The organism is Acinetobacter sp. Res13-Abat-PEC15-P4-01 (genome assembly GCF_015676285.1).
In the GTDB taxonomy this organism is placed as follows: Bacteria; Pseudomonadota; Gammaproteobacteria; order Pseudomonadales; family Moraxellaceae; genus Acinetobacter; species Acinetobacter nematophilus.
Genome location: NZ_JADAIN010000047.1, coordinates 24,938 through 47,423, shown reverse-complemented (window position 1 = coordinate 47,423; position 22,486 = coordinate 24,938). Strand labels below are relative to the sequence as shown.

Genomic DNA, 22,486 nt, shown 5'->3' with positions numbered 1-22,486 from the left:
GGTTTCTCCCTAGTGAAAAATAGGTCTTTCCAAAATTGGCTAAAATCTAAAATCATATTGCAACAACACTTACCTGACCTTGATCCACCTTGAATAACTGGTAGGAAATAGACAAATCAAGCAAATGCTTTTTTACTGATTCATGGTCTAAAGTGGTAATGAAAACTTGACTACCAAGCTGGCTCAATCGCTCAATTAAACGTTGTTGTGCACTTAAATCTAATTCTGCTGTTACATCATCTAATAATACCACAGTTTCCTTATTACAGGCATGTAACATGGCAATTTGTGAGAGTTTTAACGCCATTATGAGTAACTTTTTTTGCCCTCTGGACAGTACCACATCAGCATCTCCCATTGGAGTTTTCAGTCGGATGTCGGCACGGTGCGGACCATATTCAGTATAGCGGCGATCGACATCTTTTTGATGATATTGAATAAGGTCATTGGCTAAACCATGTTCCACATGGAACCCTGCACTATATTCCATTTCAATGCTTAAATCAGGGAGTAACTGTGCCAAATCTTCTTGTAAATATTGTTTCCACCGATCAACAATTTCAACACGTTGAGAATGCAACATTTCACCATAATCGCCAAGCATTTTGTTCCACGGTTCCAAATCTTGCAAAGACAGATTGCGTTGTGATTTGAGCAATGTATTGCGTTGTTTTAAAGCACGCGAATAATATTGCCATGCATGATAAAAATCCGGTTCCACGTGAAACATCAACCAATCGAGCAATTGACGCCGTGGCTTGGCTCCATGGTCAATAATATCGGTACTTAGTGGATCAATCAGTTGCAAAGGTAGAATTTTAGCAAGCTGCCCTTGGGTTGCCACAGTGTCGCCATTGACCTTAATCAGTTGCTCACCACTTTGCAGCTTCTGCATACCAATCTTTTCAGTCAGGGACTGAGCAAATACAATCGCGTCAGCTTGATTATTTTGAATATAATTTTTTGGAATATGGGTTCGAAAAGAACGTCCTGTTGCCAACAAATGAATCGCCTCTAAAATTGAGGTTTTACCGGATCCATTTTGTCCATAAAAAACATTAAACGGTTGCAACTCAAGGAGGGCAACCGTTTTTAGATTACGAACACGCTGTATATTTAAACGCGTAATATGCATAACAAATGATTTAAAATTAAATCAATTAAACACGCATTGGCATGACAACATAGGTCTGATTGGATTGTGTTGGGTCTTGAACCAATACAGACTGATTTGCTTCAGACATTGTCATTGCAACATCTTCACCATCTAACACACTCAATACGTCTAAAATATATTGTGCATTGAAAGACATTTCCAAAGGTGCATTGGCATATTGAATCGCTAGATCTTCAATCGCCTCGTCTTGCTCAGGGTTGTTTGCACGCAATTGCAAAGAATCTGCATTAAAGTTCAAAAATACGCCACGTAATTTTTCATTACTTAAAATCGCAACCCGTTGTAATGATTGCTTAAACACATCATGCGGGATATGAACCACTTTATCGCCACCACGTGGAATCACACGGCGGTAGTCTGGGAACTTGCCATCGATTAATTTTGTCGTGAAACGAACAGTAATATCACCTTGTTCTTTATCACGGCTTGGTGTTTGAATGGTTACATTCAGCAGCTCACGCCCGATCAATAAGGTCAATTGTTCATCTTCAATACTGAGAAGACGTTGTAATTCCCCTACAGCTTTACGTGGAACAATGGCTTGAACCAACTGCGTTGCAGTGGATGATGCCAAGGTTTCACACAGCGCTAAACGGTGACCATCGGTGGTCACGGCACGCAGTTGATTTTCATCAATTTCCAATAATGTTCCAGTCAGGTAAAAACGCACATCTTGCACGGCCATTGCAAAAGAGGTTTTTTCAAATAAACGCTTCAATTCACGTTCAGTCACTTGAACTTGTGTGCCTTGACTATGTTCATTGGTCAATAGTGGATAATCTTCAGCAGGCAAAGTCCCCAAAACAAAGCGGCTATTCCCTGATTTTAAAATACAACGCTGATCTTCAGTAATCTGTAAATCAATCAATGCTGCCGTGGGTAAAGACTTACAGATATCCACCAATTTACGCGCAGGAACAGTGGTTACACCCGCTTGTAGACATGCGCCCTCTGCTAAAGTTGTGCTGGCAACCAGTTCCACTTCCAAATCTGAACCAGTAATGGTAAGTGCCTGATTTGTAGCTTGAATTTTCACGTTTGAAAGAATATTCAAAGTATGGCGACGTTCAACAGCTCCAACCACATGGGATAAAACATTGAGTAAGCTCTCTTTCGCGATTTTCAAACGCACGGTGGAAATCCTCTAACTAAATTTGACAGAAAAGACAGATAATAAATTTTTTTAATGACGTACTATGCGGCAGTTTATGCCGCATTGCAAGCGTAAAATTTGTACAAATTTTAGCTTTGTAACAGGCGCATGAGGTTTTTATAATCCTCATTAAAAATTGGATCTTCATCACGCAAGCTCTGCACTTTTTCACAAGCATGCATGACTGTACTGTGATCACGACCACCAAATGCCATACCGATTTCCGGGAAGCTATCCCCCGTTAATTCACGAGCCAAGCCCATAGCCAATTGGCGCGGTCGAGCGTATATGCGTGTTCTTTTGGGACCCACCAGCTCTTTCAGGGGAATACGGAAATACTCACTCACTACACGTTGAATGTTTTCCGTACTGATGGTCCGTGCACGAATGGCTAAAACGTCTTTCAGTGATTCACGAACCACTTCCAAATCAATCGCTGCACCTTTAAATCGGGATATTGCTACAACTTTATTCAAGGCACCTTCAAGCTCACGAACGTTGGCAACCACTTGTTGGGCAATAAATAATGCACAATTTCGGGGTAGATCAATACCGCTACTTTCAGCTTTTTTCAGCAAAATTTCGATGCGAGTTTCGATATCAGGAGGTTCTACACCAACAGACAATCCCCAAGAAAAACGTGAGACTAAACGAGGATCAAGTTCGGTCAACTCTTTTGGATAACGGTCCGAAGTTAAAATAATCTGTTTAGACTCATCTAATAAGGCATTGAATGTATAGAAAAATTCAACCAGACTGGCTTCTTTACCCGCCAATAGGTGAATATCATCCACCAACAATAAGTCCAAAGAACGACAATTCTTTTTAAATTCCTCAACCTTACCTTTCTGCAAAGAACTGACAAAGTCTTGAACAAAACTTTCGGCAGTCATATACATCACGCGCGCATTGGGTTTCGCCTGTAATAAAGCATTTCCAACCGCTTGCATCAAATGTGTTTTACCCAGACCTGTTGGACCATACAGAAATAGCGGATTATGCTGAGATTCGCCCAACTGAGTCAAAACTTTACGACATGTTTCAGCCGCCATTTGGTTGGAGCGACCTTCTACAAATAAAGCGAAATTAAATAATGGGTTAAGCTGTCTCTTTTTGACATTTTTTGCAGAAACAACATCTTGCTCTTTGTCTTTTTTTAGTTTTGGCGATGCAACAGTCGGGCTTGTATGTTGTTCTAAAGCAGCAGTGGTTGTTGCAGGTTGTTCAGCAGCAGAGAGTATTGCACCCGGACGTGAATCAACCAAAATTTCAACTTTACGTACACGACCTTCAGATAATTGCTCCGCCAAGATTGAAATCAGTTCTAGATGATGTTCTTGAATGTAGCGTGTCCAGTATGGATTAGGTGCATACAGTTTTAAAGTATCTTCAACTTCTTCTGCAACCAACGGACGAATCCACATGGCAAAGACATTATCAGAGAGCTCTTGTCGCAAGCGAGTTAAGCAGTCCGTCCAAAGCATGTGAAACTCCTCTATTCCATTTTAAATTCAAAAAACACGACATCCCCCTACCCTCTAGATAAAGGGGTCGCCATTCTAACCAAGTTATCCACATCTGTCATGAACAATTCAAGCAAATTCGCTCAAAAAAGCAACCTTCTGTAAATAAATTTAAATTCAAAGCACTTGTGGATAAGGTTTTCCACATGCTGTGGATAAATTATCACATAAACTTATCCACAATCTATCAAATTAATAAAAACACAGATACCCACAACTTAAATATTGATTATTTATTGGGAAAAACCTGTTTTCCACAGAAATAATCAACACTAATAATAATAAATTTAAATTTTAAATTTGAATTTATTTATAAGAAGCCATGTTTTTGTGGATAACCTTCAAGTTATGAATTTAAATTCAAAACTAGCAGGTTTTTAAATTTAAAAATATGGAAACAAATTTAAATCTGGATGGAGTTATGGATAACTTTGAGGATATATCTGTTGGTAACTCTTATTTATACTATAAAATAATGAGTTATGTTGTGAATACTTTTTTTGTTGTTTTTATGGCTTGAAAGACAGTTAAAATTTCATGTGGGTAAAAATGCAACGAATATGAGCAAATATAGAAGAGATATGTGTATATTCATTGACAGCATAAAGAATGCACAATACAATCGCGAACCTTTAGAAAGATCAATTTTGGAGTTTCGATATGAAACGTACATTCCAACCATCTGAATTAAAGCGTAAGCGCGTTCATGGTTTCCGTGCTCGTATGGCTACTAAGGCTGGTCGTCAAGTATTAGCTCGCCGTCGTGCAAAAGGTCGTCACAGCTTAACTGTTTAATTCGTTAAACAGTTAATACACGACTTGGGTGTTATGTCTCTTTATAGTTTCAGTCCAGCGGTGAGAATCCACTGCGCTGCAGATTACAAAGGTGTATTTGATGGTGCGCTTTTTAAAGTGCATCAACCCCATTTTATATTCTTAGCAAAAGTGACCGAACAGCCTAAAAGCCGTTTGGGTATTGTTGTTGCTAAGAAAAAAGTGCGCCGTGCGCACGAAAGAAATCGAATAAAACGTTTAACGCGTGAAAGTTTTCGCTTAAATCAGCAAAATATTGATCTGTTGGATATTGTGGTCATGCCTAAAGTCGGTATAGAAGCAGTACCCAATGCTGAACTTTTTCAGCAGTTACAATTTGCTTGGCTAAAATTGCAACGCATCGTTAAAAAGCACCATAAAATAGCTCAATCTTCCCCTCAAAAATAGAGGAAACCAATGATTCGTTTATTGCATTGGTTGATTCGTTTCTATCAAATTGCGATTAGTCCTCTCATTGGACCCCGTTGTCGTTATATTCCGACTTGTTCTCAATATTCGTTAGAAGCAATCCATACGCACGGCGCAATGAAAGGTAGCTGGTTGGCTGCAAAACGCGTGTGCCGTTGTCATCCTTGGGGCGGGTATGGTTATGATCCCGTGCCAAAAAAAACAATTCGTTTTATTTCGTTTCAGCAAATAGATTCTCAAACGCTTCATGTTCCTGTACCCTTGCGTGAACGTTTATTGAACCAAAATCACTCTAACCACTTGGGGTAATAGATATGCAACAATGGGCCAGGTTTGCAATCCTTGGGGCCATGTTAGTCACCGCATATTTGCTTATTTTGGCTTGGCAAAAAGACTATGGTCATGATGCAACAAAAGCTGCGACTCCGCAGGCTGTTGTTGCGCATGATGTGTCTGCTGATTTGCCAAAAGGTCAAGCAAATTCGGCTTCTAGCGATGTTCCACAAGCAAATATAGCTGCTGCACAACAAAATACAGCTGCACCAGCCACAGCAAATCAACAATTGATTTCAGTACAAACTGATCTTTATCATCTTTGGATTAGCCCGAAAGGTGGTGATATCGTTCGTATTGAATTACTGAATCATGACAAGAGCAAAGACAGTGATCAGCCTTTTGTTATGCTTGAAAGTGATGCAAAACGTACCTATGTTGCGCAATCTGGTTTAATTGGATTGAATGGTCCAGACAGTAAACCAGATCGCCCAAGCTATTCGTTTGAAAAAAATGCTTATACCCTTGCTGATGCTAAAGCCACACAAGACAAAGAAGGTAAATCTTCTCAAGTCTTAACTGTTCCGATGGTATTTAAAACAGCGGATGGTGTTGAAATCATCAAAACGTTTAGCTTCAAACAAGGTCAATACCCAATTGATGTCAGCTATCAGGTTGTAAACCGTAGTACGCAAAATTGGCAAGGACAAATGTTTGGTCAGATTAAGCGTGATAACTCAGACGATCCAGGAAAAACCTCTCAAGGTATTTTCACACTTGGAACCTATTTGGGTGGCGCTTGGGGTACACCAGATGAGCATTATAACAAGCTAAAATTTGCGAATTTTACGGATGAAAAACTCAACACTGAAGCAAAAGGTGGTTGGGTTGCAATTGTTCAGCATTATTTTGTAAGTGCTTGGATGCCAGGTCACTTCGGTGGTCAGCAATACACGGCAAAATTGGAATCACGTAAATCAGCTGATGGTATGAATATCATTGGATTTACTTCACCAACCATTAATGTTCCAGCGGGTAAAGCCATGAGCATTGATGCAACTTTCTACTCTGGTCCAAAAATCCAGTCTGAATTGAAAGATTTAGCTGTAGGTTTAAACCAAACTGTAGACTATGGTTGGTTATGGCCAATTGCCAAATTATTATTTGCAGGTTTACAGTTCTTCCATAACCTAGTGGGTAACTGGGGTTGGTCAATCATTTTATTGACTGTATTGGTTAAACTTATTCTTTGGCCTTTGTCGTCTAAGAGCTATCGTTCTATGGCGAAAATGCGTGTGATTGCACCAGAAATGCAGCGCATGAAAGAAGAGTTTGGTGAAGACCGTATGCGTTTCTCTCAAGAAATGATGGCGCTTTACAAACGCGAGCAAGTCAATCCTTTGGCGGGTTGTTTACCCCTGCTTTTACAAATGCCAATCTTCTTGGCATTGTATTGGGTATTGATGGAATCCGTCGAGCTTCGTCACGCACCTTGGATGCTTTGGATTCAAGACTTATCGGCAATGGATCCTTGGTTTATCCTTCCATTGATCATGGGGGTGACGATGTTTGTTCAACAAATGTTGAACCCACAACCGACTGATCCTATGCAGGCTAAAGTCTTCAAAATCATGCCAATCATGTTTACAGTATTTATGCTGTTCTTCCCTGCCGGCTTGGTTTTATACTGGATTGTGAACAACTCGATCACGATCCTACAACAATGGTTTATCAATAAAAGTGTTGCGAAAGCCAAAGTTGAAAATGAAGTTGTTTAATCCTTAACGATTAAGCAATAGCTGAAAAAGTCCGCTTAAGATGGTAATCTTAGGCGGATTTTTTTTATTGTCAAAGTTTGAGTAAATGTAGATGGCTAACCCTGTAAACCAAACCACAATTGCCGCAATTGCGACTCCACCAGGACGTGGTGGTGTAGGTGTGATTCGTCTTTCTGGACCAAAGGCTTACAGTATTGCGCAAGCTTTGACACTAAAGGAGCTTCCCAAAGCCCGTTTTGCCGGTTTTCGTCAGTTTTTTGATGCACAAGGCGATATTTTGGATGAAGGTTTAGCCATTTGTTTTCCCAATCCAAATTCTTTTACCGGTGAAGATGTGGTGGAGTTACAGGGACATGGCGGACCTGTGATTCAAAACGCGCTACTGACACGTTTATTGGAGCTTGGTGCAACTGCAGCCAAAGCCGGTGAGTTTTCCATGCGTGCCTTTGAAAATGGCAAAATGGATTTGGTACAAGCAGAAGCAATTGCTGACTTGATTGATGCAACCTCGCAAGCTGCGGCACGCTCTGCAGTACGTTCCCTACAAGGCGTGTTTTCCAACAAAGTAAATACTGTGTTGCAGAAACTGATCCATTTACGCTTGCATGTTGAAGCTGCAATTGATTTTCCAGAGGAAGAAATTGACTTTTTGGCAGATGGGAAAATACTGAGTCTGCTAGAAGAAGTTCAAGCTTCAGTGTCCGCAGTACAGCAATCTGCTCGTCAAGGACAACTACTGCGTGAAGGTTTGCAAGTGGTGATTGCAGGCAAACCCAATGCAGGTAAATCTTCCTTGCTCAATGCCTTGGCAGGAAATGATCGTGCCATTGTAACGGACATTGCTGGGACTACACGTGATGTATTGCATGAGAAAATTAGCTTAAATGGTTTACCGATTACTTTAACGGACACTGCAGGTTTGCGTGAAACAGGCGATGTCGTCGAGAAAGAAGGTATCCGTCGTGCAATTAAAGAAATTGAGCAAGCTGATTTATTGCTCTTGGTTTATGATTTGAGTCAAGGTGAGAATCCTTTAACACTTGCACAAAATTACTTTGAAAACCATTTAGATCATCAGCGTTTGATACTGATTGGCAATAAGTGTGATCTCACCCATCAATCTGCTGAATTAAATGATTATCAAGGTTTTCGTCACATCACCGTTTCTGCGAAACAGGATGTAGGTGTTCAAGCGCTCATAGATGCGATTACAGCGCATGCAGGTTTTCAGCCAGAGGAAGACACATTTATCGCACGAACTCGCCATTTAGACGCAATGAAGCGCACTCAGCGCTATCTGGCAGAGGCACATGAGCAACTTGTGATATATCATGCAGGAGAGTTGGTGGCAGAATCATTACGACTTGCCCAAAACGCTTTAGGCGAAATCACAGGGGACTTTAGTGCTGATGATCTATTGGGGGTTATCTTCGGGTCATTCTGTATTGGCAAATAAGCCTAAAATTGCACACTTAAAAGCTGACTGAGTGTCAGCTTTTTTAATGAAAAGTTGTGCTTTTGTAAGCTGATTTTACATCTGAGTTTGAATTGTTTACTGTAAGATCAATAACATATTTAAAAGGGTGTATGATGAAAAAAACTCCTTTATTGCTTTCACTTGCAGTATTAGCCATCACTTCAAATGTCTGGGCGAGTAAGGCAGATCATGTGATTATTCAAGAAGCAGCGAAAAATAACCTCACTATTAAACAAGCATTACGCGCCAGTGACGAAACTGCCGTGACTTTAACGGGTTCGATTGTGCGTCAAATTAAGCATGAACATTATGAATTAAAAGACAGTACGGGAACAATCGGAATCGAAGTAGATGATGATCTGATTGATTTAAAAAAACTGAAACCAGGGACTAAAGTAAAAATCGTGGGTGAAGTAGATACACATCGTTATAAACCAACCGATATCGAAGTGGTGAAAATTGATATCGTTCCATAATTGATTTAAGGGATAGGCGTTAAGCGCCTAGCTTTTATGGGGTATTGTTTTTAAATGTTGGATCAACAAGTAGAGGCATAATGCACCGACGCCTGCACAGAAGCTTAAAACACCGATCATTAAACCAAAATGATCCGATAGGTATCCTGCGGAAATAATCGGCACAATCGTACCAAAATAAGCAATAAACAAATAGGTCGAAACCACGGCAGCGCGATTTTCGATTTGGGTCATCTGGTGAACCAATGCAAAAGCACTCAATAAACTGAGTCCATGTCCCATGCCTACCAGTATCACACTGATAAAAAATAAAAAACTTAAATGCATCAGTAAACAGACTGACAAAACTAAATAACTACTGATGAATAAAATCAGTCCAATATTGAGGGCTTTGTGCATGTTCATTGATTTGGCAGTGAATTGAGCGATCGCGGAAACCATTAAAATACTGGCAATGGTTGCGCCACTGACCAAAGGACCGTGCCAGGGAATAACATCACGTATAAAGGAAGGTGCTAAAGATGCAAATAAACTGAATGATCCGAAAGCGCAGAATGCACTAAAACTGGTGATATAAAATAAACTTTTAAATTGTACGTCTGGTAATTGTAGATGAGGAGCAATTGAAAAAGGTTGTTTTTCAAATTGAACAGTTTTAATCCGAAATAAACTGAACAGACTCAGTAGTGCTGCAACAATGACAGGTAAGTAAGGGGTAATCAGTGGACGGGCTGAAAACTGTGCAATCAGACCACCAATAAAGGGACCAAGCCCAAAGCCAATGACTGTAATAATCGAGCTTAATTGAGCTGCATTTTGCTTGTGGGAATCGGGAATGGTATAGATTAAACCCAACATTGCAGAAGTACTGATTAACCCAGAAGCGATTCCGATGATAAAACGACCAAAGCCAAGATAATAGCTATTGCTGGCAAACACAGAGAAAGTCAGACCAATAACCGCGCATAATAAACCGATTTGTAAGGTTCGAATAAACCCAAAGCTATTGCTCATGCGTCCTAAAAACAGCAATGTGGTTAAACAACCAAACATATATGCCACAAAGATATAAGTGATTTGGCTTGGAAGCAGATGCCAGAGTGCTTGATATATTGGATATAACGGGCTTGCAAGTGCAGTACCGATTGTGCCAATACATAAGGAAAGACTCACCATTAAAAATGGACGCCATGATTGCTGATTCATAGATCTAGAACTTAATGTGCAAATAATCTTGCGAATAAATGCCGAAAAGATAGCAGGTTCGGCAGTAGAGAAATCATATATTGAGAAAAGCTTAGAACTTAATCCGCAGAGGGTCAATTAAAACTTCAACAGTTGATCTGATCTTCAATAGATAAATTCGTTTATGAATAGCGTTTAAGTAATTTTAAAAATTCTTGTAATTCATCTGCATCAACAGCTTCAGGATCCTGAATCACATGCTCAGTCAGATGTTGCTCAATTAACTCATTCATTAAACCATTGACCGCCCCTTTCACTGCCGCGACCTGTTGGAGAACGGAAATACACGAGCTACTTCGATCATTCAATGCTTCTTCAATGGCATTCAGCTGTCCTTTTAAACGTTTGACACGATTAAGGACTTTTTTATCTTGATGAATATGACTCATAAACTGATCCGCTAAAAATATACTCCCTTATAGTATATTTGAAAATAAAATAATATACTCATAGGGAGTATATAGGATCATGCCCACATGCAATTTAAAATCATTCAACGTGAACACACTCATCAGTTTGATGAAGGTAATCCATTGGCACAAAAGAAAATTTTATGGGCAACCATTTTGACAGGTTTGATGATGTTGTTTGAAATTATGGGAGGTTGGATTTTTAATTCAATGGCATTACTTGCCGATGGTTGGCATATGAGTTCACACATGTTGGCACTCGGTTTGGCTTATGCCGCTTATCGAGCTGCTCGTCATTATGCTCAAGATTTACGTTTTAGTTTTGGTACATGGAAAATAGAAATTCTAGCGGGTTATAGCAGTGCAATTTTACTCATGGTTGTGGCTTTATTTATGGCTTTTCAATCGATTCAACGATTATTTGAGCCTGTTCAGATTCATTATAATGAAGCAATTCTCATTGCTATTTTGGGATTATTGGTCAATTTAATCTGTGCATGCTTACTGCATGATGACCATCACCATCACCATCACCATCACCATCATTCACATGATCATGATGAACATCATGGACATGATTTAAATCAAAAAGCGGCTTTTATGCATGTCGTAGCAGATGCACTGACTTCTGTTTTGGCAATTATTGCACTATGTGCAGGTAAATATTTGGGTTGGGATTTTTTGGATGCCTCTTTAGGAATTATAGGTGCAGTTTTAGTCGGGCGTTGGTCATTTGGTCTTATTAAAGAAACGGGAAAAACTTTACTGGATGCTGAAATGGATCATGTTGTAGTGGATGAAATCCGTGAAGTCATCACAGCGCTTAAAGCAGACGTGAGAATAACTGATCTTCATGTATGGAAGGTGGGGAAAGGCAAATTTTCAGTCATTTTAGCACTTGAAACGGCTGATCAAAATTTAAATGCGGATCACATTCGAGAAGCAATGGCAATCCATAAACAATTGGTCCATATTTCTGTCGAAATTAATCAAATAGCGATTTTCAGCTCGGTTCCACGTGAAACTTCATCACTGGGACTTACATTCACCGACTCAATATAACTTTGAATTTGAGTCGAGCATATTTTACTCACATTTTGGTGAATCACAGTTTTCAAACAAGCTCACCAGGCAACTGTGTTTTAATAGCTGACAATATATTGTGAATTTTTTGATTTATGTTAAAGCACATCATTGCGTTGAGTTTAAGTTTTGTTTTTTGTGGGATTAGCTTTGCCAGTATTGAAACAGTGAAATCAAAACTCAGCCAAAACTATCCCAATGTCAACATTGAGCATTTAAAGCCCACTGAAATGCAAGGTCTATATAGTGGCACGCTAGATAATCAAATCGTGTATATCAATGAAGAGGCGCAACATATATTTGTTGGCGCTATGATTCGTTTAAAAGATCAACATAATTTAACCAAAGATCTCGTTGTTGAAAAAAATATGGTTGATTTTAAAAGTCTTCCTTTCAATGATGCAGTAAAAACAGTACGGGGGAATGGAAAACGCCAGCTAGCCATCTTTTCTGACCCCAATTGCCCCTATTGCAAAACACTTGAAGGGAATTTAGCCAAACTCAATGATGTCACGATTTATACTTTTATCTATCCGATCAAAGTGCAATCTATTTTACCTTCTAAACAAGTGTGGTGTTCGGCTAATCGTGAATATGCATGGAAAAATTTGATTCAAAATGGGATAAAACCCACTGCGCCAGCAAATTGTCCAACCCCGATTGAGCGAAATTTAGAATTAGGCAAAAAATTAGCGCTACAAGGTACGCCAGCAATTGTTTTTTCAAATGGTTATAAAGCAATGGGTGCCTACCCTGCTGAAGAAATTGAGAAGTTATGGCAGAAATTTGGATTATAAAACGTTAAGTTTAAGGGCAATAAAAAAGCACCCGGATCCGGGTGCTTATCTCAAAACAAAAACTTTAAGTTCGTTTGGCAATCATGTTGTAGATAAACAATACGATAATTGCACCCACCACTGAGGCAATAAAACCTGCAGATGCGCCTTTCGGGTAGAGTCCCAGCAACTGACCGCCGTAGGTTGCGACCAAAGAACCCACAATCCCCAAAGCTGTAGTCACAATAAAACCTGCTTTATCATCACCAGGATGGATTGCTCGAGCAATCAGACCTGCAATAAAACCAATCACAATGGCACTAATCAATGACATCATAATCTTTCTCCTTTTTCTTTATTTTGTCGTGAGTTACTGCATCGAATTAAATTAATATTCAAATATTTTTACAGGAAGTAAAAGATTGGATTTGCTACAAGTTGTTGCATTTTTGTTCTATGGTTTTGGAGAAGTCATAAAAAAAGCGACCGTAGTCGCTTAAATCAGTTTAGGTAAAATGGACTGAGCGAAGATGATCTTATAGACCAATTTCTCCAATAAATGGAATATGACGGTATTTTTGATCATAATCTAAGCCATAACCCACAATGAACTTATCTTCCACTTCAAAGCCTAGAAATTTCACGTCTAAGTCGATTTCACGGCGAGAAGGTTTGCTGACCAACGTGCACAGTTCAATTGAATTCGGTTGACGTGTACTTAATATTTCTAGAACTTTGCTCAAGGTATTGCCTGAATCGATAATATCTTCCACCACCAAGATATCTTTTCCGCGAATTTCTCCGTCTAAATCTTTTAGGATTCTGACGTCTCGAGAGGATGTCGTATTGCCACCATAGCTTGAAACCGTCATAAAATCGAGCTCGTGAGTTTTAGTAATGGCACGGCATAAATCCGCCATAAAAATCACGGAACCGCGCAGTAGGCCAATCAAAACCAGTTCTTTATCACTATTGGCATAATGTGCATCAATTTTTTTACCAAGTTCTTGAACTTTTGCATGAATTTCTTCAGCAGAAATCATTACTTTCATTTCAACAGTCATGGGAAATACCTAAAACTTAAACACCAAATTCTAAAATTAAAAAAGGTGTTGACTAGCAACACCCTAAAAGATGGCATAATTTTAAAACATATCAGGTGAAGATGCATCCTTTTTGCGATTTGAAAATGTAAATGCCTAAATTTGAAGCTCAATATCTAGGGTCTGTGGACAATTCGTCTATGTTTGCGACTAGGTGTGTTTTTTAGGCGATTCTAGGCGCGAAATACGAAATTTAGTCATTCTCAATGATGAGAAACATCGTTTCGCAAGGTAACCAAGAAGCGAAAAAAAACACGCTAGTTACCCGCTGCGCCTTGCGCTGCAAACAAAGCAGTGCTTTGTTCTTGCTCAGGGTTGTGGCTAAAATTATCTCAGGCTACGTTATGAAACTTAAAAATAGTCTCGCTATTCTCTTCATTTCATGCCTTGCCTGCTTAATTTTAACCTACAACGCAAGCCATTTATGAAATGTTCACAGCCCCTAGTGTGCATCACGTTTTAATAACAGTGCACATACAATAAAAACACCACCAATCAAAATCAGCTTTTTCTTGGATGGTGATGGTTTAGGTTTTTTTTCAGACTTGCTCATAGACTTTTTGTCCATAAATATAGGTGGCTTGAATATTGCGGTCATCTCCCATGGTAAACAAGGCAAATAGCGCATCTTCAATATTCTTTGCTCGCTCTTGGCGTAGTTGCTGTAATGCTGTTGCTTTTAGATTCAGCACAACAAAGTCAGCTTCTTTGCCTACATTGAAATTGCCTAATCGATCATCTAAATGCAGCGCTTTTGCGCCGCCAAGCGTTGCATGATAAAGCGATTCCATGGCTGAAAGTTTATCGCCCTGCAGTTGTTGAACTTTGTAGGCTTCGTTGAGTGTTTGTAAGTGGCAAAATGCGGTACCTGCGCCTATATCGGTTCCAAGACCGACCTTGACTTGTTTTTCCCATGATTTTTTTAATGGAAATAAGCCACTCCCCAAAAATAAGTTGGAGGTTGGACAGAATGCGATTGCAGAATCAGTTGCGTGCATACAATCCCATTCTTGTTCTTCTAAATGAACACAATGGGCAAAAACAGAACGCTCCCCTGTCAGCCCATAATGATGATAGACATCTAAATATCCCTGTTGCTCAGGGAATAATTCTTTGACCCAAGCAATTTCATTTTTATTTTCGCTTAAATGTGTATGCACATATACATCGGGATATTCTGCCTTTAATTGCCCCGCTTTTGCCAACTGCTCCGGTGTTGATGTCGGTGCAAAGCGTGGCGTAATGGCATACAGATTACGACCTTTACCATGCCACTTTTCAATCAGTGCTTTTGAGTCAGCATACGCACTTTCAGCAGTATCGGTCAGCGCCTCTGGTGCATGCCGATCCATCATCACTTTACCCGCAATTAAACGCATTTGGTGGCGTTCAGCAGCTTCAAATAAAGCATCCACAGACTGCGGATGTACAGTACAGAATACCAGTGCTGTCGTTGTGCCATTTTTTAGTAATTCATGAACAAAAAACTGTGCGATTTTATCTGCGTAGTTTTTATCCGCGAATTGAATTTCTGTTGGAAAAGTATAGGTGTTGAGCCATTCTAATAATTGTTCACCATAGGCACCCACCATTTCTGTTTGTGGAAAATGAATATGAGTATCGATAAAACCCGGCACAATCAATTGGTCAGGATAATGATCAATGCGCATATCATCGGTTCGTTGCGACAGCCCTGTTTCCCAATCACCAAACCAAATAATTTTACCTTGTTCGGTAATCAATAACCCATCTTCGATATAACGAGTTTGGTCTAAAATTTGAGTGGCTTGGGAAACGCTATTTTGAATATCTAAAAAACGTCCGCGAATCGCCGTTTTCTGCACAACAGAAGACATGTAAAACCTGCAATTTATCTTTTTTTCGATTGATTGTACCTGAAATTTATTGAAGCTGCTGTAAGCAGTTCTATTTTCCAGTGTGTCGAAAATGGAATTCATGCAGGAGATTGTGAAAAAATGAAAAGCATCAGACCATTATTTGAATTTGTGGCTTTATCTTTAATCTAAGAATAGGTACAGTGTCGGCAAATGATGGAAATAAGAGAAAATAATATTTATGTATTTTTGGAATACCAGAGCCTTGGCGCATGAACTTGCAGAAGATACTTTAGAAAAACGCCATTACAAGAATTATTATTTGATCGCCGCTTTAGTGGTCAGTGCAGTTTATTACTATGGTATGTTTTCACCTTATTATGATGCTCGCGTGATTGGTTTAGAAGGCGTATTGACGCTGATCATTATGTTTGTCGGCATTCAACGTTGCTATGCCGCAAACGGTGGCGATCATGGGGTACATTTTATGAATCGAGTCACTGCGCTTTCATTCCCTATCCTGCTACAGACCACTGTTGCCGGAATTGCCTTTGGTTTGATTCTGCTTGGCATTTATCAATTTTTTAATCTTGAAAATACTGCTTTTGAAATGTGGTATGAATGGTGTGTTTCTGCCTTTACGATTTTTTTGCAGATTGTATTTTTTATACGTTTAAATCAATACATGAAACGTGTTGCTGATCATACAATTTAACCATAAGCACTGCTGTAAAAGGGATTTGTCTGTCTGGATAAATCCCTTAGCCCACATGCTCCATATGACATTTAGAGATTGTTCAGTGTTTAATTGCCAAAATAATGACAATGTTGTACTGGATACTGGTCAGTTTAAAATTATTCTACAAAATAATGTGCTGCAAAATGGGCATCATTCCCAATGATGTCAAATTCATCTTCTCGAATCGACATACCTGCACAACTATGTCCAACCATCCAAAGACCTAGTGTCGGAAGTTTACCGTCATATAATGGGGTATTGACCCATTTTTGCGCAATATAACCGTATTTATCATAATCATCAAAGTAGAAGCTTCCTGAAGCAGCGCCCTGATCAATGTTATCTTCTAGCACACGGATATTGGCACCTTCTCTGGCGAGAATTGGCTTTTTCACCCATTTGCCTTGTAACGAAACATTGGTATTAAAGGCATGTGATTCAAGTAAATAAGGATGGTGTGGAAACTTTTTCCAAAGTTCGACCAAAATTGCTTTATTTGACAGTAGCATTTTCCAACAAGGTTCGACCCATTGGGTTGATGGTTTTAAATATTGAGAAAAATTTTCTTCCCAAACCCATTCCCAAGGATAAAGTTTAAATAGCTGATCAATCGGTTGATCATTCAAATCCACAAAGTTTTGTCCATCCCATCCGATATTTTCCATCGAAAGTTCGGACACTCGATGCCCTGCTTGAAATGCAGTATCCATTAAATATTCGAGGTTTCCCCAATCCTCACGCCCTGCTTCTTGACAAGCAGCGAAATGAATATGCGAACCACGTGGGAAAATAGTTTTCCAGCGTTTAATCAGATCTTCGTGGATGCTGTTGAATTGATCACGGTGCGGAATATTTTCAACTTGTTCAATCCAATGCCATTGAGCGACGGAGGCTTCGAGTAGACCTGTTGGCGTATCTGCATTGTATTCCAGCATTTTGATTTGATGACCATCATAGGCAAAGTCAAAGCGACCATAGAGCATGGGTGCATGGTGGTGCCATGAATGTTCAATCAGTGGAATGGCTGCCTGTGGAATTTGAAAATAAGCTGGGTAATTCCCTTTTTGAATCATTTCTCCTGCAACTTGCATACACATTTGGTGCAACTCATTGGCGGCATCTTCAAGTTGTTCAATTTGCTTTAAAGTAAATTCATAAGCGACGCCCTCAGACCAGTAAATTGAGCCATCAAGAGAAGGTAAATTATAATAATCGAAGCCAATTTTTTCGTGTTCTTGTTGCCAATTTGGACGAGCTTGGAAGCATTTTCTTTTCATAAGATTTTAAATCATCAGGCTGCGTAGAACATAAGATTAACCCCCAAAGGAGAATCCACTGCGACCAAAACCACCACGTACGGGCGAAGATTTGCTATTACTTTTGGTGACTTGAGAGATCTGCGGGTGTCCAACACTTAGATTTGTAGACGGTTCAACTTTACGTCCTAAATAATTTACTTTGCGATTGCCTTCGTAATATTGTGGACCGATATAGCGAGCACCGCCATAGTACCCACCTGAAGAATGGCTGCTGGAGGAACTGCCTGTTGTTTCTTCTTCACACAAGTCCGTATTCCAATCATAAGAACAGTCATACTGGCTATTATAAACATCTTGAACAAGGGGTTTATTGTTGTTGCTACATGCCGTGATTAAAAGAGGGACTACAACCAGACTGATTTTTTTTGAACGCATGATTAGCCTTAGATCATCGAGTATTTTTTATCTATTTGCTTTATAACATGATAAAAAGAAATTGTTTTATGCGCTGTATGATATGAGGATGTATGTTGAATGTACAGTCTGTGGTCTATAAAATTGCTTTTTATCTGTGTAATAGTTTGAAAATAAATCGATATTCAAACCATTTAGACAACAAGTGATTGCGGAATAGAGTTGAACAGAGAGCGTCATGAATTACGCAAAACAACTTGGAAGGATGATTTATAGCTCCCCTCAACTGATGATGAGATTACAGTATTTGCGAGAAATACATGCAGAGTCTTATTTGAGTGCAGGGGTTATCCGCAATATGGTATGGTCAAATTTACACGATCAGGTTTATTGTCTGGATAAAACTGAGATTGATGTGGTTTTTTACGATGTAAAGGATTATTCAGGGAGTCAACAGCAGCATTTAAGCCAACAATTAAAACAGAAATTCCCAGGCAATGATTGGGATGTGGTTAATCAAGCCTATGTTCATCTATGGTACAAAACCGATGATGGGAATGTGATCAGTCAATATGCTTCATTATTCGATGCTTTGTCTGTTTGGGTTGAAACCTCAACAGCCATTGCTGTTCGTCTCAAAGAACATGATCAATTAGAACTGATTGCACCTTTTGGGCTCAATGATTTGTTTGAGTTAAAGTTAAGATGGAATGCTCGTTTAGTCAGTTATGCCACATTCTTACAACGAATCCAGTCTAAACGCTTTCTGCAAAGATGGCATAAACTCGTGATTGTAGATGAACCACTTAAAGATCAAGGAGAGAACCATACAGAATGTATTTCAGTCCATGACACCCAATGATCCTGATGCAGTAAAAATACAATCCTTGCTTGTTATGCGCTGCTTTAAAATAATAAAGCCTCCCGAGAGGAAGGCTTCGCTTTATTCGTTTATAAACTCATTTCCTGATGCTTTTTGTTATGGCGAATCGATAGCCAAGCAGTAATGGCCAAGACAATAACAATGAACCCCAAAGAAATCCAAATTGGCATATGGAATACATCCAGCATTAACATTTTAAAGCCAATGAACAATAAGATAATCCCTAAGCCATAAGGTAGATAATGCATCTTAGACGCAGCGCCAGACAACAGGAAGAACATGGCACGCAAGCCTAAAATAGCCATCAAATTCGCTGTGAGTACAATAAATGGATCACTGGTGACCGCAAAAATTGCGGGGATTGAATCCACAGCAAAGATGACATCAGATGCTTCAACTAAAATTAATACCAGAAATAACGGTGTTGCCCACAGTACACCATTTTGACGGACAAAGAATTTAGCGCCTTCCAGCTTAGGCGTAATTCGCATGTGTTTACGCAACCATTTAAGAATCGCCATATCTTCGATATTGGTTTCTTCTTCATCTTGACCTTTCAGGAATTTAAACCCTGTATAAACCAGGAAAGTACCAAAGATATACAGTACCCAAGAAAACTCTTGAACGAACCAAGCACCAATAAAGATAAATATAGTCCTTAAAATAATGGCGCCTAATACACCATAGAGTAAAATTTTACGCTGTAAGCCTTGTGGTATCGCAAATGCAGCAAAAATCATCAACCAAACAAAAACATTGTCGATCGCCAAAGATTTTTCTAAGAGATAACCTGCAAAGTATTCCATGGTTTTAGTATTGGCCACGGTAACACCCGCAGTTTGCTGTAAATACAGCCATAGACCACCACCAAATAAAGCAGCGACACTGACCCACGCCATACTCCAGTAGGCAGCAGTTTTAATTTTAACTTCTTGACCTTCTTTTTGCTTAAAGCCTAAAAAGTCAATCAGTAACATCACGATGACGATAGCGAAGAACGCTAAATACAGCCATGGGTTGCCTATAGATTCCATCAATTCCTCCGAATCTGGCAATCAGGCATAAAAAAACCTTGACCTGTTGCCAGATGATTAAACATCTGTATCAACATGATCAAGGTCTTGCCTACATTTTAGCGTTTATAACATGGGCTAAAATGCTCAGATACCGGCTTGTCAAAGCGTAATGACGATATTCTGATTGGAGGAGGCTACTCCCCTTGTTCAATAAACTGTGTAAGAAATAAAAATTCCTATATGCGCAGAGAATCGCACATTTATTTGAAATGTGCAAATTTTGAATGTGTTTTTATGTAGCTTAAATTATATACAAAATTCAGTTTTTAAACCGCAAACAATCAGCTCTTGTATATTCAATGACTTCAATCGTTGTTCTAAATTAGTTTGAAAAAAACAATTTGGGCGAGTTTTTTCCAACACCTGATCAAGATCAAGATCAATGTTTAATTCTGCAATGAATTGAGTCAGAGGGCTAGTGGATGCCAAGGGAGTGTGGTCACTTCCAACATGACGGATTGCAAATACAGGAATCTGCTTTAGATGAGCATAATCAATCAGTTGATTGATGTTTTGCAATAATTGATGAGCTTCAAATGGGGGCTGTGGAGCGTGAAATAAACCATTTTGCATATCCAATACAATCAAGGCTTGTTTGTTTTGAGGGGCTGACATGAGTTTCTCCGTAACGATGTGTCAAATCACGGAGCCAAAAAATAACCCCGCACATTTGGCAGGGTTGGTTTTACAATTTATTTTAAATGCAAAAAAACACACTGCCGATGCAGTGTGGTGGTGAATAATCTAATCAAAAAGATCATTTGCATGGATCATCATATAATAACTAAATAGCTTTGATTAAATTAAAGTTTCTGAGTTGAGATGTCACTTTAAAATTTGTAAATTTACGCTTTTTGAATAAAATCTTTACGTTGTACCAGTACTAAAGCCAGCAGTGTGCCTAATACGGCAATGATACCGCCCACCACACCAATATGATTGAGTCCATAACTGGCAGTGACTAAACCGCCCAGTAATGCTCCACCGCCGATACCAACATTGTAAAGTCCAGAATAAATCGCCATTGCCACGTCAGTTGCATCAGCGGCTAAATTTAAGGCTTTGGCCTGTTGGGCTAGACTAAAACAAATAATTGCCATTCCCCAGAACAAACTCAATACGCTAAAACTGATAAAATCTATGCTTAGTGTCGTAAGTAACAACATAGATATTGCCAGGACCAGACTACTGAGCGGGATCGGCAATCTGGGATATTTTTTAGCGAATTTTCCAAATAAATACGAGCCAAAAAAGCCTGCTGCACCGTAGATGAGCAATAATGTTGTGGTTTGTGTTGAGCTAAAATGTGCGACATTTAAGGCAAACGGTTCGATATAACTATAAGCCGTAAACTGTGCTGTGATCACAATTACAGTAAGGGCAAATACCATCATCAAACTTGGACGTTTTAGAAATACTTTTAAGCTGCTTAAAGAACCAGAGTTAACACTCGGCAAGCGTGGCAAGGTTTTGGCTAAGATCAGGCAAACAATTGTTGCACCAATGGCGATCAAACCAAAAGTATTACGCCAACCATAGGATTCTCCAACCATTCTGCCAAATGGAATACCTAAGACCATCGCCAGTGCTGTACCTGTGGCCAATAGACCTAAAGCTTGAAACGCCTTGCCTTTGGGAGCGACACGAACAGCAAGTGATGCAGTGATCGACCAAAACAGCGCATGTGAAAATGCAATACCGATTCGGCTGGCAAGCAGTACATCAAAACTCCATGCAAAATAAGACAAGGCATGACTGGCAACGAAAACCATAAATAAGCCAATCAGTAAAAAACGTCTTTCAATATTTTTAGTGAGCAACATGATGGGTAGAGAAATCGGTGCAACCACCCATGCATACAGCGTAATCATGATACCGACATCTGTGGCTTGCATACTAAAACTTTTACCAATATCACTCAGTAAAGCTACAGGCACGAATTCTGTGGTATTGAAGATAAAAGCTGCAAAGGCAAGACTGATTACACTGATCCATTGCTGGGTTTCACTGGGGGCAGATTGGGGTGAAGGTATTTGGGGAGATGAACTGGACATGATCATATTTTCAAAGATTAGCGCTAAATTTTAGGCTGATTTTTGCATAAAGTTAAGCTTAAGTTTTGATACATAAAAATCAGGATTGTCGGACAAAACTTAACAATAAACCCAATAAACTTATGGCATTTTGAATGTGCTTTTAGATTCGTATGTATATAAAGAGTAAATAAAATGTTAGAAATTAGACACAAAGATGATGGAAAAAAAGGTGAGTTTTATATTGGTGAAGACGGTCACCATTTGGCTGAAATGGCCTATACGTGGGCAGGTGAAAATATGTTGATTATTGATCACACACTCGTAGAAGATGAGTTACGTGGTCAAAGTGTAGGGCGTAAATTATTGGATCAAGTGGTGGATATGGCACGTACAAAAAATGTGAAAATTATCCCTCTATGCCCTTTTTCAAAGTCTGTATTTGATAAAGATCAATCGATACATGATGTTTTGAAATCTTAAGGCGGCTTTGTTAAAGTGGAATTGTGTCACAAATCATCAATGAGAAAT

The 22,486-nt window shown here is 39.3% G+C and carries 25 protein-coding genes; 12 read left to right on the top strand and 13 right to left on the bottom strand.

Annotated elements, in window-relative coordinates:
- Window positions 1-52 precede the first annotated feature (52 nt).
- The 3 genes from recF to dnaA form a co-directional block, all read right to left on the bottom strand.
- Complete coding sequence (recF, locus tag IMO47_RS16945; RefSeq protein ID WP_196075964.1) at window positions 53-1,135, bottom strand: DNA replication/repair protein RecF; 1,083 nt, start codon at window positions 1,133-1,135, stop codon at window positions 53-55.
- A 25-nt stretch (window positions 1,136-1,160) separates the two neighbouring features.
- Entirely contained in the window at window positions 1,161-2,309 is a 1,149-nt protein-coding gene (gene dnaN, locus IMO47_RS16940) for a DNA polymerase III subunit beta (protein ID WP_196075963.1), read from the bottom strand.
- A gap of 110 nt (window positions 2,310-2,419) precedes the next feature.
- Window positions 2,420-3,814 carry a chromosomal replication initiator protein DnaA gene (gene dnaA, locus IMO47_RS16935; protein ID WP_196075962.1) on the bottom strand — a complete coding sequence of 465 codons (1,395 nt, stop codon included), beginning with the start codon at window positions 3,812-3,814 and terminating at the stop codon, window positions 2,420-2,422.
- 699 nt (window positions 3,815-4,513) lie between these two features.
- Between dnaA and rpmH the strand changes: the two genes are divergently transcribed.
- The 6 genes from rpmH to IMO47_RS16905 all read left to right on the top strand — a co-directional run bounded on the left by rpmH (window position 4,514) and on the right by IMO47_RS16905 (window position 9,099).
- On the top strand, window positions 4,514-4,648 hold the full coding sequence (rpmH, locus tag IMO47_RS16930) for a 50S ribosomal protein L34 (protein WP_000831329.1): 135 nt from the start codon (window positions 4,514-4,516) through the stop codon (window positions 4,646-4,648).
- Between the two features lie 33 nt (window positions 4,649-4,681).
- On the top strand, window positions 4,682-5,074 hold the full coding sequence (gene rnpA, locus IMO47_RS16925; protein WP_004823984.1) for a ribonuclease P protein component: 393 nt from the start codon (window positions 4,682-4,684) through the stop codon (window positions 5,072-5,074).
- 9 nt (window positions 5,075-5,083) lie between these two features.
- Window positions 5,084-5,404 (top strand): membrane protein insertion efficiency factor YidD, encoded by a 321-nt coding sequence (yidD, locus tag IMO47_RS16920; RefSeq protein WP_005034824.1) that lies wholly within the window; start codon window positions 5,084-5,086, stop codon window positions 5,402-5,404.
- Window positions 5,405-5,409: 5 nt separating this feature from the next.
- Window positions 5,410-7,146 carry a membrane protein insertase YidC gene (yidC, locus tag IMO47_RS16915; RefSeq protein WP_196075904.1) on the top strand — a complete coding sequence of 579 codons (1,737 nt, stop codon included), beginning with the start codon at window positions 5,410-5,412 and terminating at the stop codon, window positions 7,144-7,146.
- A 91-nt stretch (window positions 7,147-7,237) separates the two neighbouring features.
- Entirely contained in the window at window positions 7,238-8,602 is a 1,365-nt protein-coding gene (mnmE, locus tag IMO47_RS16910) for a tRNA uridine-5-carboxymethylaminomethyl(34) synthesis GTPase MnmE (protein WP_196075905.1), read from the top strand.
- Window positions 8,603-8,736: 134 nt separating this feature from the next.
- Entirely contained in the window at window positions 8,737-9,099 is a 363-nt protein-coding gene (locus IMO47_RS16905; protein ID WP_196075906.1) for a NirD/YgiW/YdeI family stress tolerance protein, read from the top strand.
- A gap of 27 nt (window positions 9,100-9,126) precedes the next feature.
- Here the strand turns inward: IMO47_RS16905 and IMO47_RS16900 are convergent, their stop codons facing one another.
- Window positions 9,127-10,305, bottom strand: coding sequence for an MFS transporter (locus IMO47_RS16900; protein ID WP_196075907.1), 1,179 nt, complete (start codon window positions 10,303-10,305; stop codon window positions 9,127-9,129).
- Between the two features lie 161 nt (window positions 10,306-10,466).
- Window positions 10,467-10,733 (bottom strand): metal/formaldehyde-sensitive transcriptional repressor, encoded by a 267-nt coding sequence (locus IMO47_RS16895; protein WP_196075908.1) that lies wholly within the window; start codon window positions 10,731-10,733, stop codon window positions 10,467-10,469.
- A gap of 87 nt (window positions 10,734-10,820) precedes the next feature.
- Here IMO47_RS16895 and dmeF point away from each other — a divergent pair, with 87 nt between their 5' ends.
- Entirely contained in the window at window positions 10,821-11,816 is a 996-nt protein-coding gene (gene dmeF, locus IMO47_RS16890; RefSeq protein WP_196075909.1) for a CDF family Co(II)/Ni(II) efflux transporter DmeF, read from the top strand.
- Window positions 11,817-11,932: 116 nt separating this feature from the next.
- On the top strand, window positions 11,933-12,634 hold the full coding sequence (locus tag IMO47_RS16885) for a DsbC family protein (protein ID WP_196075910.1): 702 nt from the start codon (window positions 11,933-11,935) through the stop codon (window positions 12,632-12,634).
- Between the two features lie 64 nt (window positions 12,635-12,698).
- Here IMO47_RS16885 and IMO47_RS16880 read toward each other — a convergent pair whose 3' ends face one another.
- The 3 genes from IMO47_RS16880 to guaD form a co-directional block, all read right to left on the bottom strand.
- Entirely contained in the window at window positions 12,699-12,950 is a 252-nt protein-coding gene (locus tag IMO47_RS16880) for a GlsB/YeaQ/YmgE family stress response membrane protein (protein WP_196075911.1), read from the bottom strand.
- A gap of 199 nt (window positions 12,951-13,149) precedes the next feature.
- On the bottom strand, window positions 13,150-13,677 hold the full coding sequence (gene hpt / locus IMO47_RS16875) for a hypoxanthine phosphoribosyltransferase (protein WP_196075912.1): 528 nt from the start codon (window positions 13,675-13,677) through the stop codon (window positions 13,150-13,152).
- Window positions 13,678-14,255: 578 nt separating this feature from the next.
- On the bottom strand, window positions 14,256-15,572 hold the full coding sequence (gene guaD, locus IMO47_RS16870; RefSeq protein WP_196075913.1) for a guanine deaminase: 1,317 nt from the start codon (window positions 15,570-15,572) through the stop codon (window positions 14,256-14,258).
- 220 nt (window positions 15,573-15,792) lie between these two features.
- Here guaD and IMO47_RS16865 point away from each other — a divergent pair, with 220 nt between their 5' ends.
- On the top strand, window positions 15,793-16,266 hold the full coding sequence (locus tag IMO47_RS16865; protein ID WP_196075914.1) for a hypothetical protein: 474 nt from the start codon (window positions 15,793-15,795) through the stop codon (window positions 16,264-16,266).
- Between the two features lie 140 nt (window positions 16,267-16,406).
- On the opposite strand, the gene IMO47_RS16860 is transcribed toward IMO47_RS16865, so the two are convergent.
- Window positions 16,407-17,567 carry a glutathionylspermidine synthase family protein gene (locus IMO47_RS16860; protein WP_196075915.1) on the bottom strand — a complete coding sequence of 387 codons (1,161 nt, stop codon included), beginning with the start codon at window positions 17,565-17,567 and terminating at the stop codon, window positions 16,407-16,409.
- A gap of 36 nt (window positions 17,568-17,603) precedes the next feature.
- Entirely contained in the window at window positions 17,604-17,984 is a 381-nt protein-coding gene (locus IMO47_RS16855; RefSeq protein WP_196075916.1) for a hypothetical protein, read from the bottom strand.
- A gap of 217 nt (window positions 17,985-18,201) precedes the next feature.
- Between IMO47_RS16855 and IMO47_RS16850 the strand changes: the two genes are divergently transcribed.
- Window positions 18,202-18,825, top strand: coding sequence for a nucleotidyltransferase family protein (locus tag IMO47_RS16850; protein WP_196075917.1), 624 nt, complete (start codon window positions 18,202-18,204; stop codon window positions 18,823-18,825).
- Between the two features lie 89 nt (window positions 18,826-18,914).
- Here IMO47_RS16850 and IMO47_RS16845 read toward each other — a convergent pair whose 3' ends face one another.
- Both IMO47_RS16845 and IMO47_RS16840 read right to left on the bottom strand, forming a co-directional pair.
- Entirely contained in the window at window positions 18,915-19,880 is a 966-nt protein-coding gene (locus tag IMO47_RS16845; RefSeq protein ID WP_196075918.1) for a TerC family protein, read from the bottom strand.
- A 288-nt stretch (window positions 19,881-20,168) separates the two neighbouring features.
- On the bottom strand, window positions 20,169-20,537 hold the full coding sequence (locus tag IMO47_RS16840; RefSeq protein WP_196075919.1) for an isochorismatase family protein: 369 nt from the start codon (window positions 20,535-20,537) through the stop codon (window positions 20,169-20,171).
- Here IMO47_RS16840 and IMO47_RS19915 point away from each other — a divergent pair.
- Window positions 20,536-20,661, top strand: a complete 126-nt coding sequence (locus IMO47_RS19915; protein WP_265092643.1) for a hypothetical protein — start codon at window positions 20,536-20,538, stop codon at window positions 20,659-20,661. The genes IMO47_RS16840 and IMO47_RS19915 overlap by 2 nt on opposite strands.
- 106 nt (window positions 20,662-20,767) lie before the next feature.
- On the opposite strand, the gene IMO47_RS16835 is transcribed toward IMO47_RS19915, so the two are convergent.
- A complete protein-coding gene (locus IMO47_RS16835; protein ID WP_196075920.1) occupies window positions 20,768-21,976 on the bottom strand; it encodes a sugar transporter in 1,209 nt (402 codons plus the stop codon).
- Window positions 21,977-22,150: 174 nt separating this feature from the next.
- Here IMO47_RS16835 and IMO47_RS16830 point away from each other — a divergent pair, with 174 nt between their 5' ends.
- A complete protein-coding gene (locus IMO47_RS16830) occupies window positions 22,151-22,438 on the top strand; it encodes a GNAT family N-acetyltransferase (RefSeq protein WP_196075921.1) in 288 nt (95 codons plus the stop codon).
- Window positions 22,439-22,486: the final 48 nt, after the last annotated feature.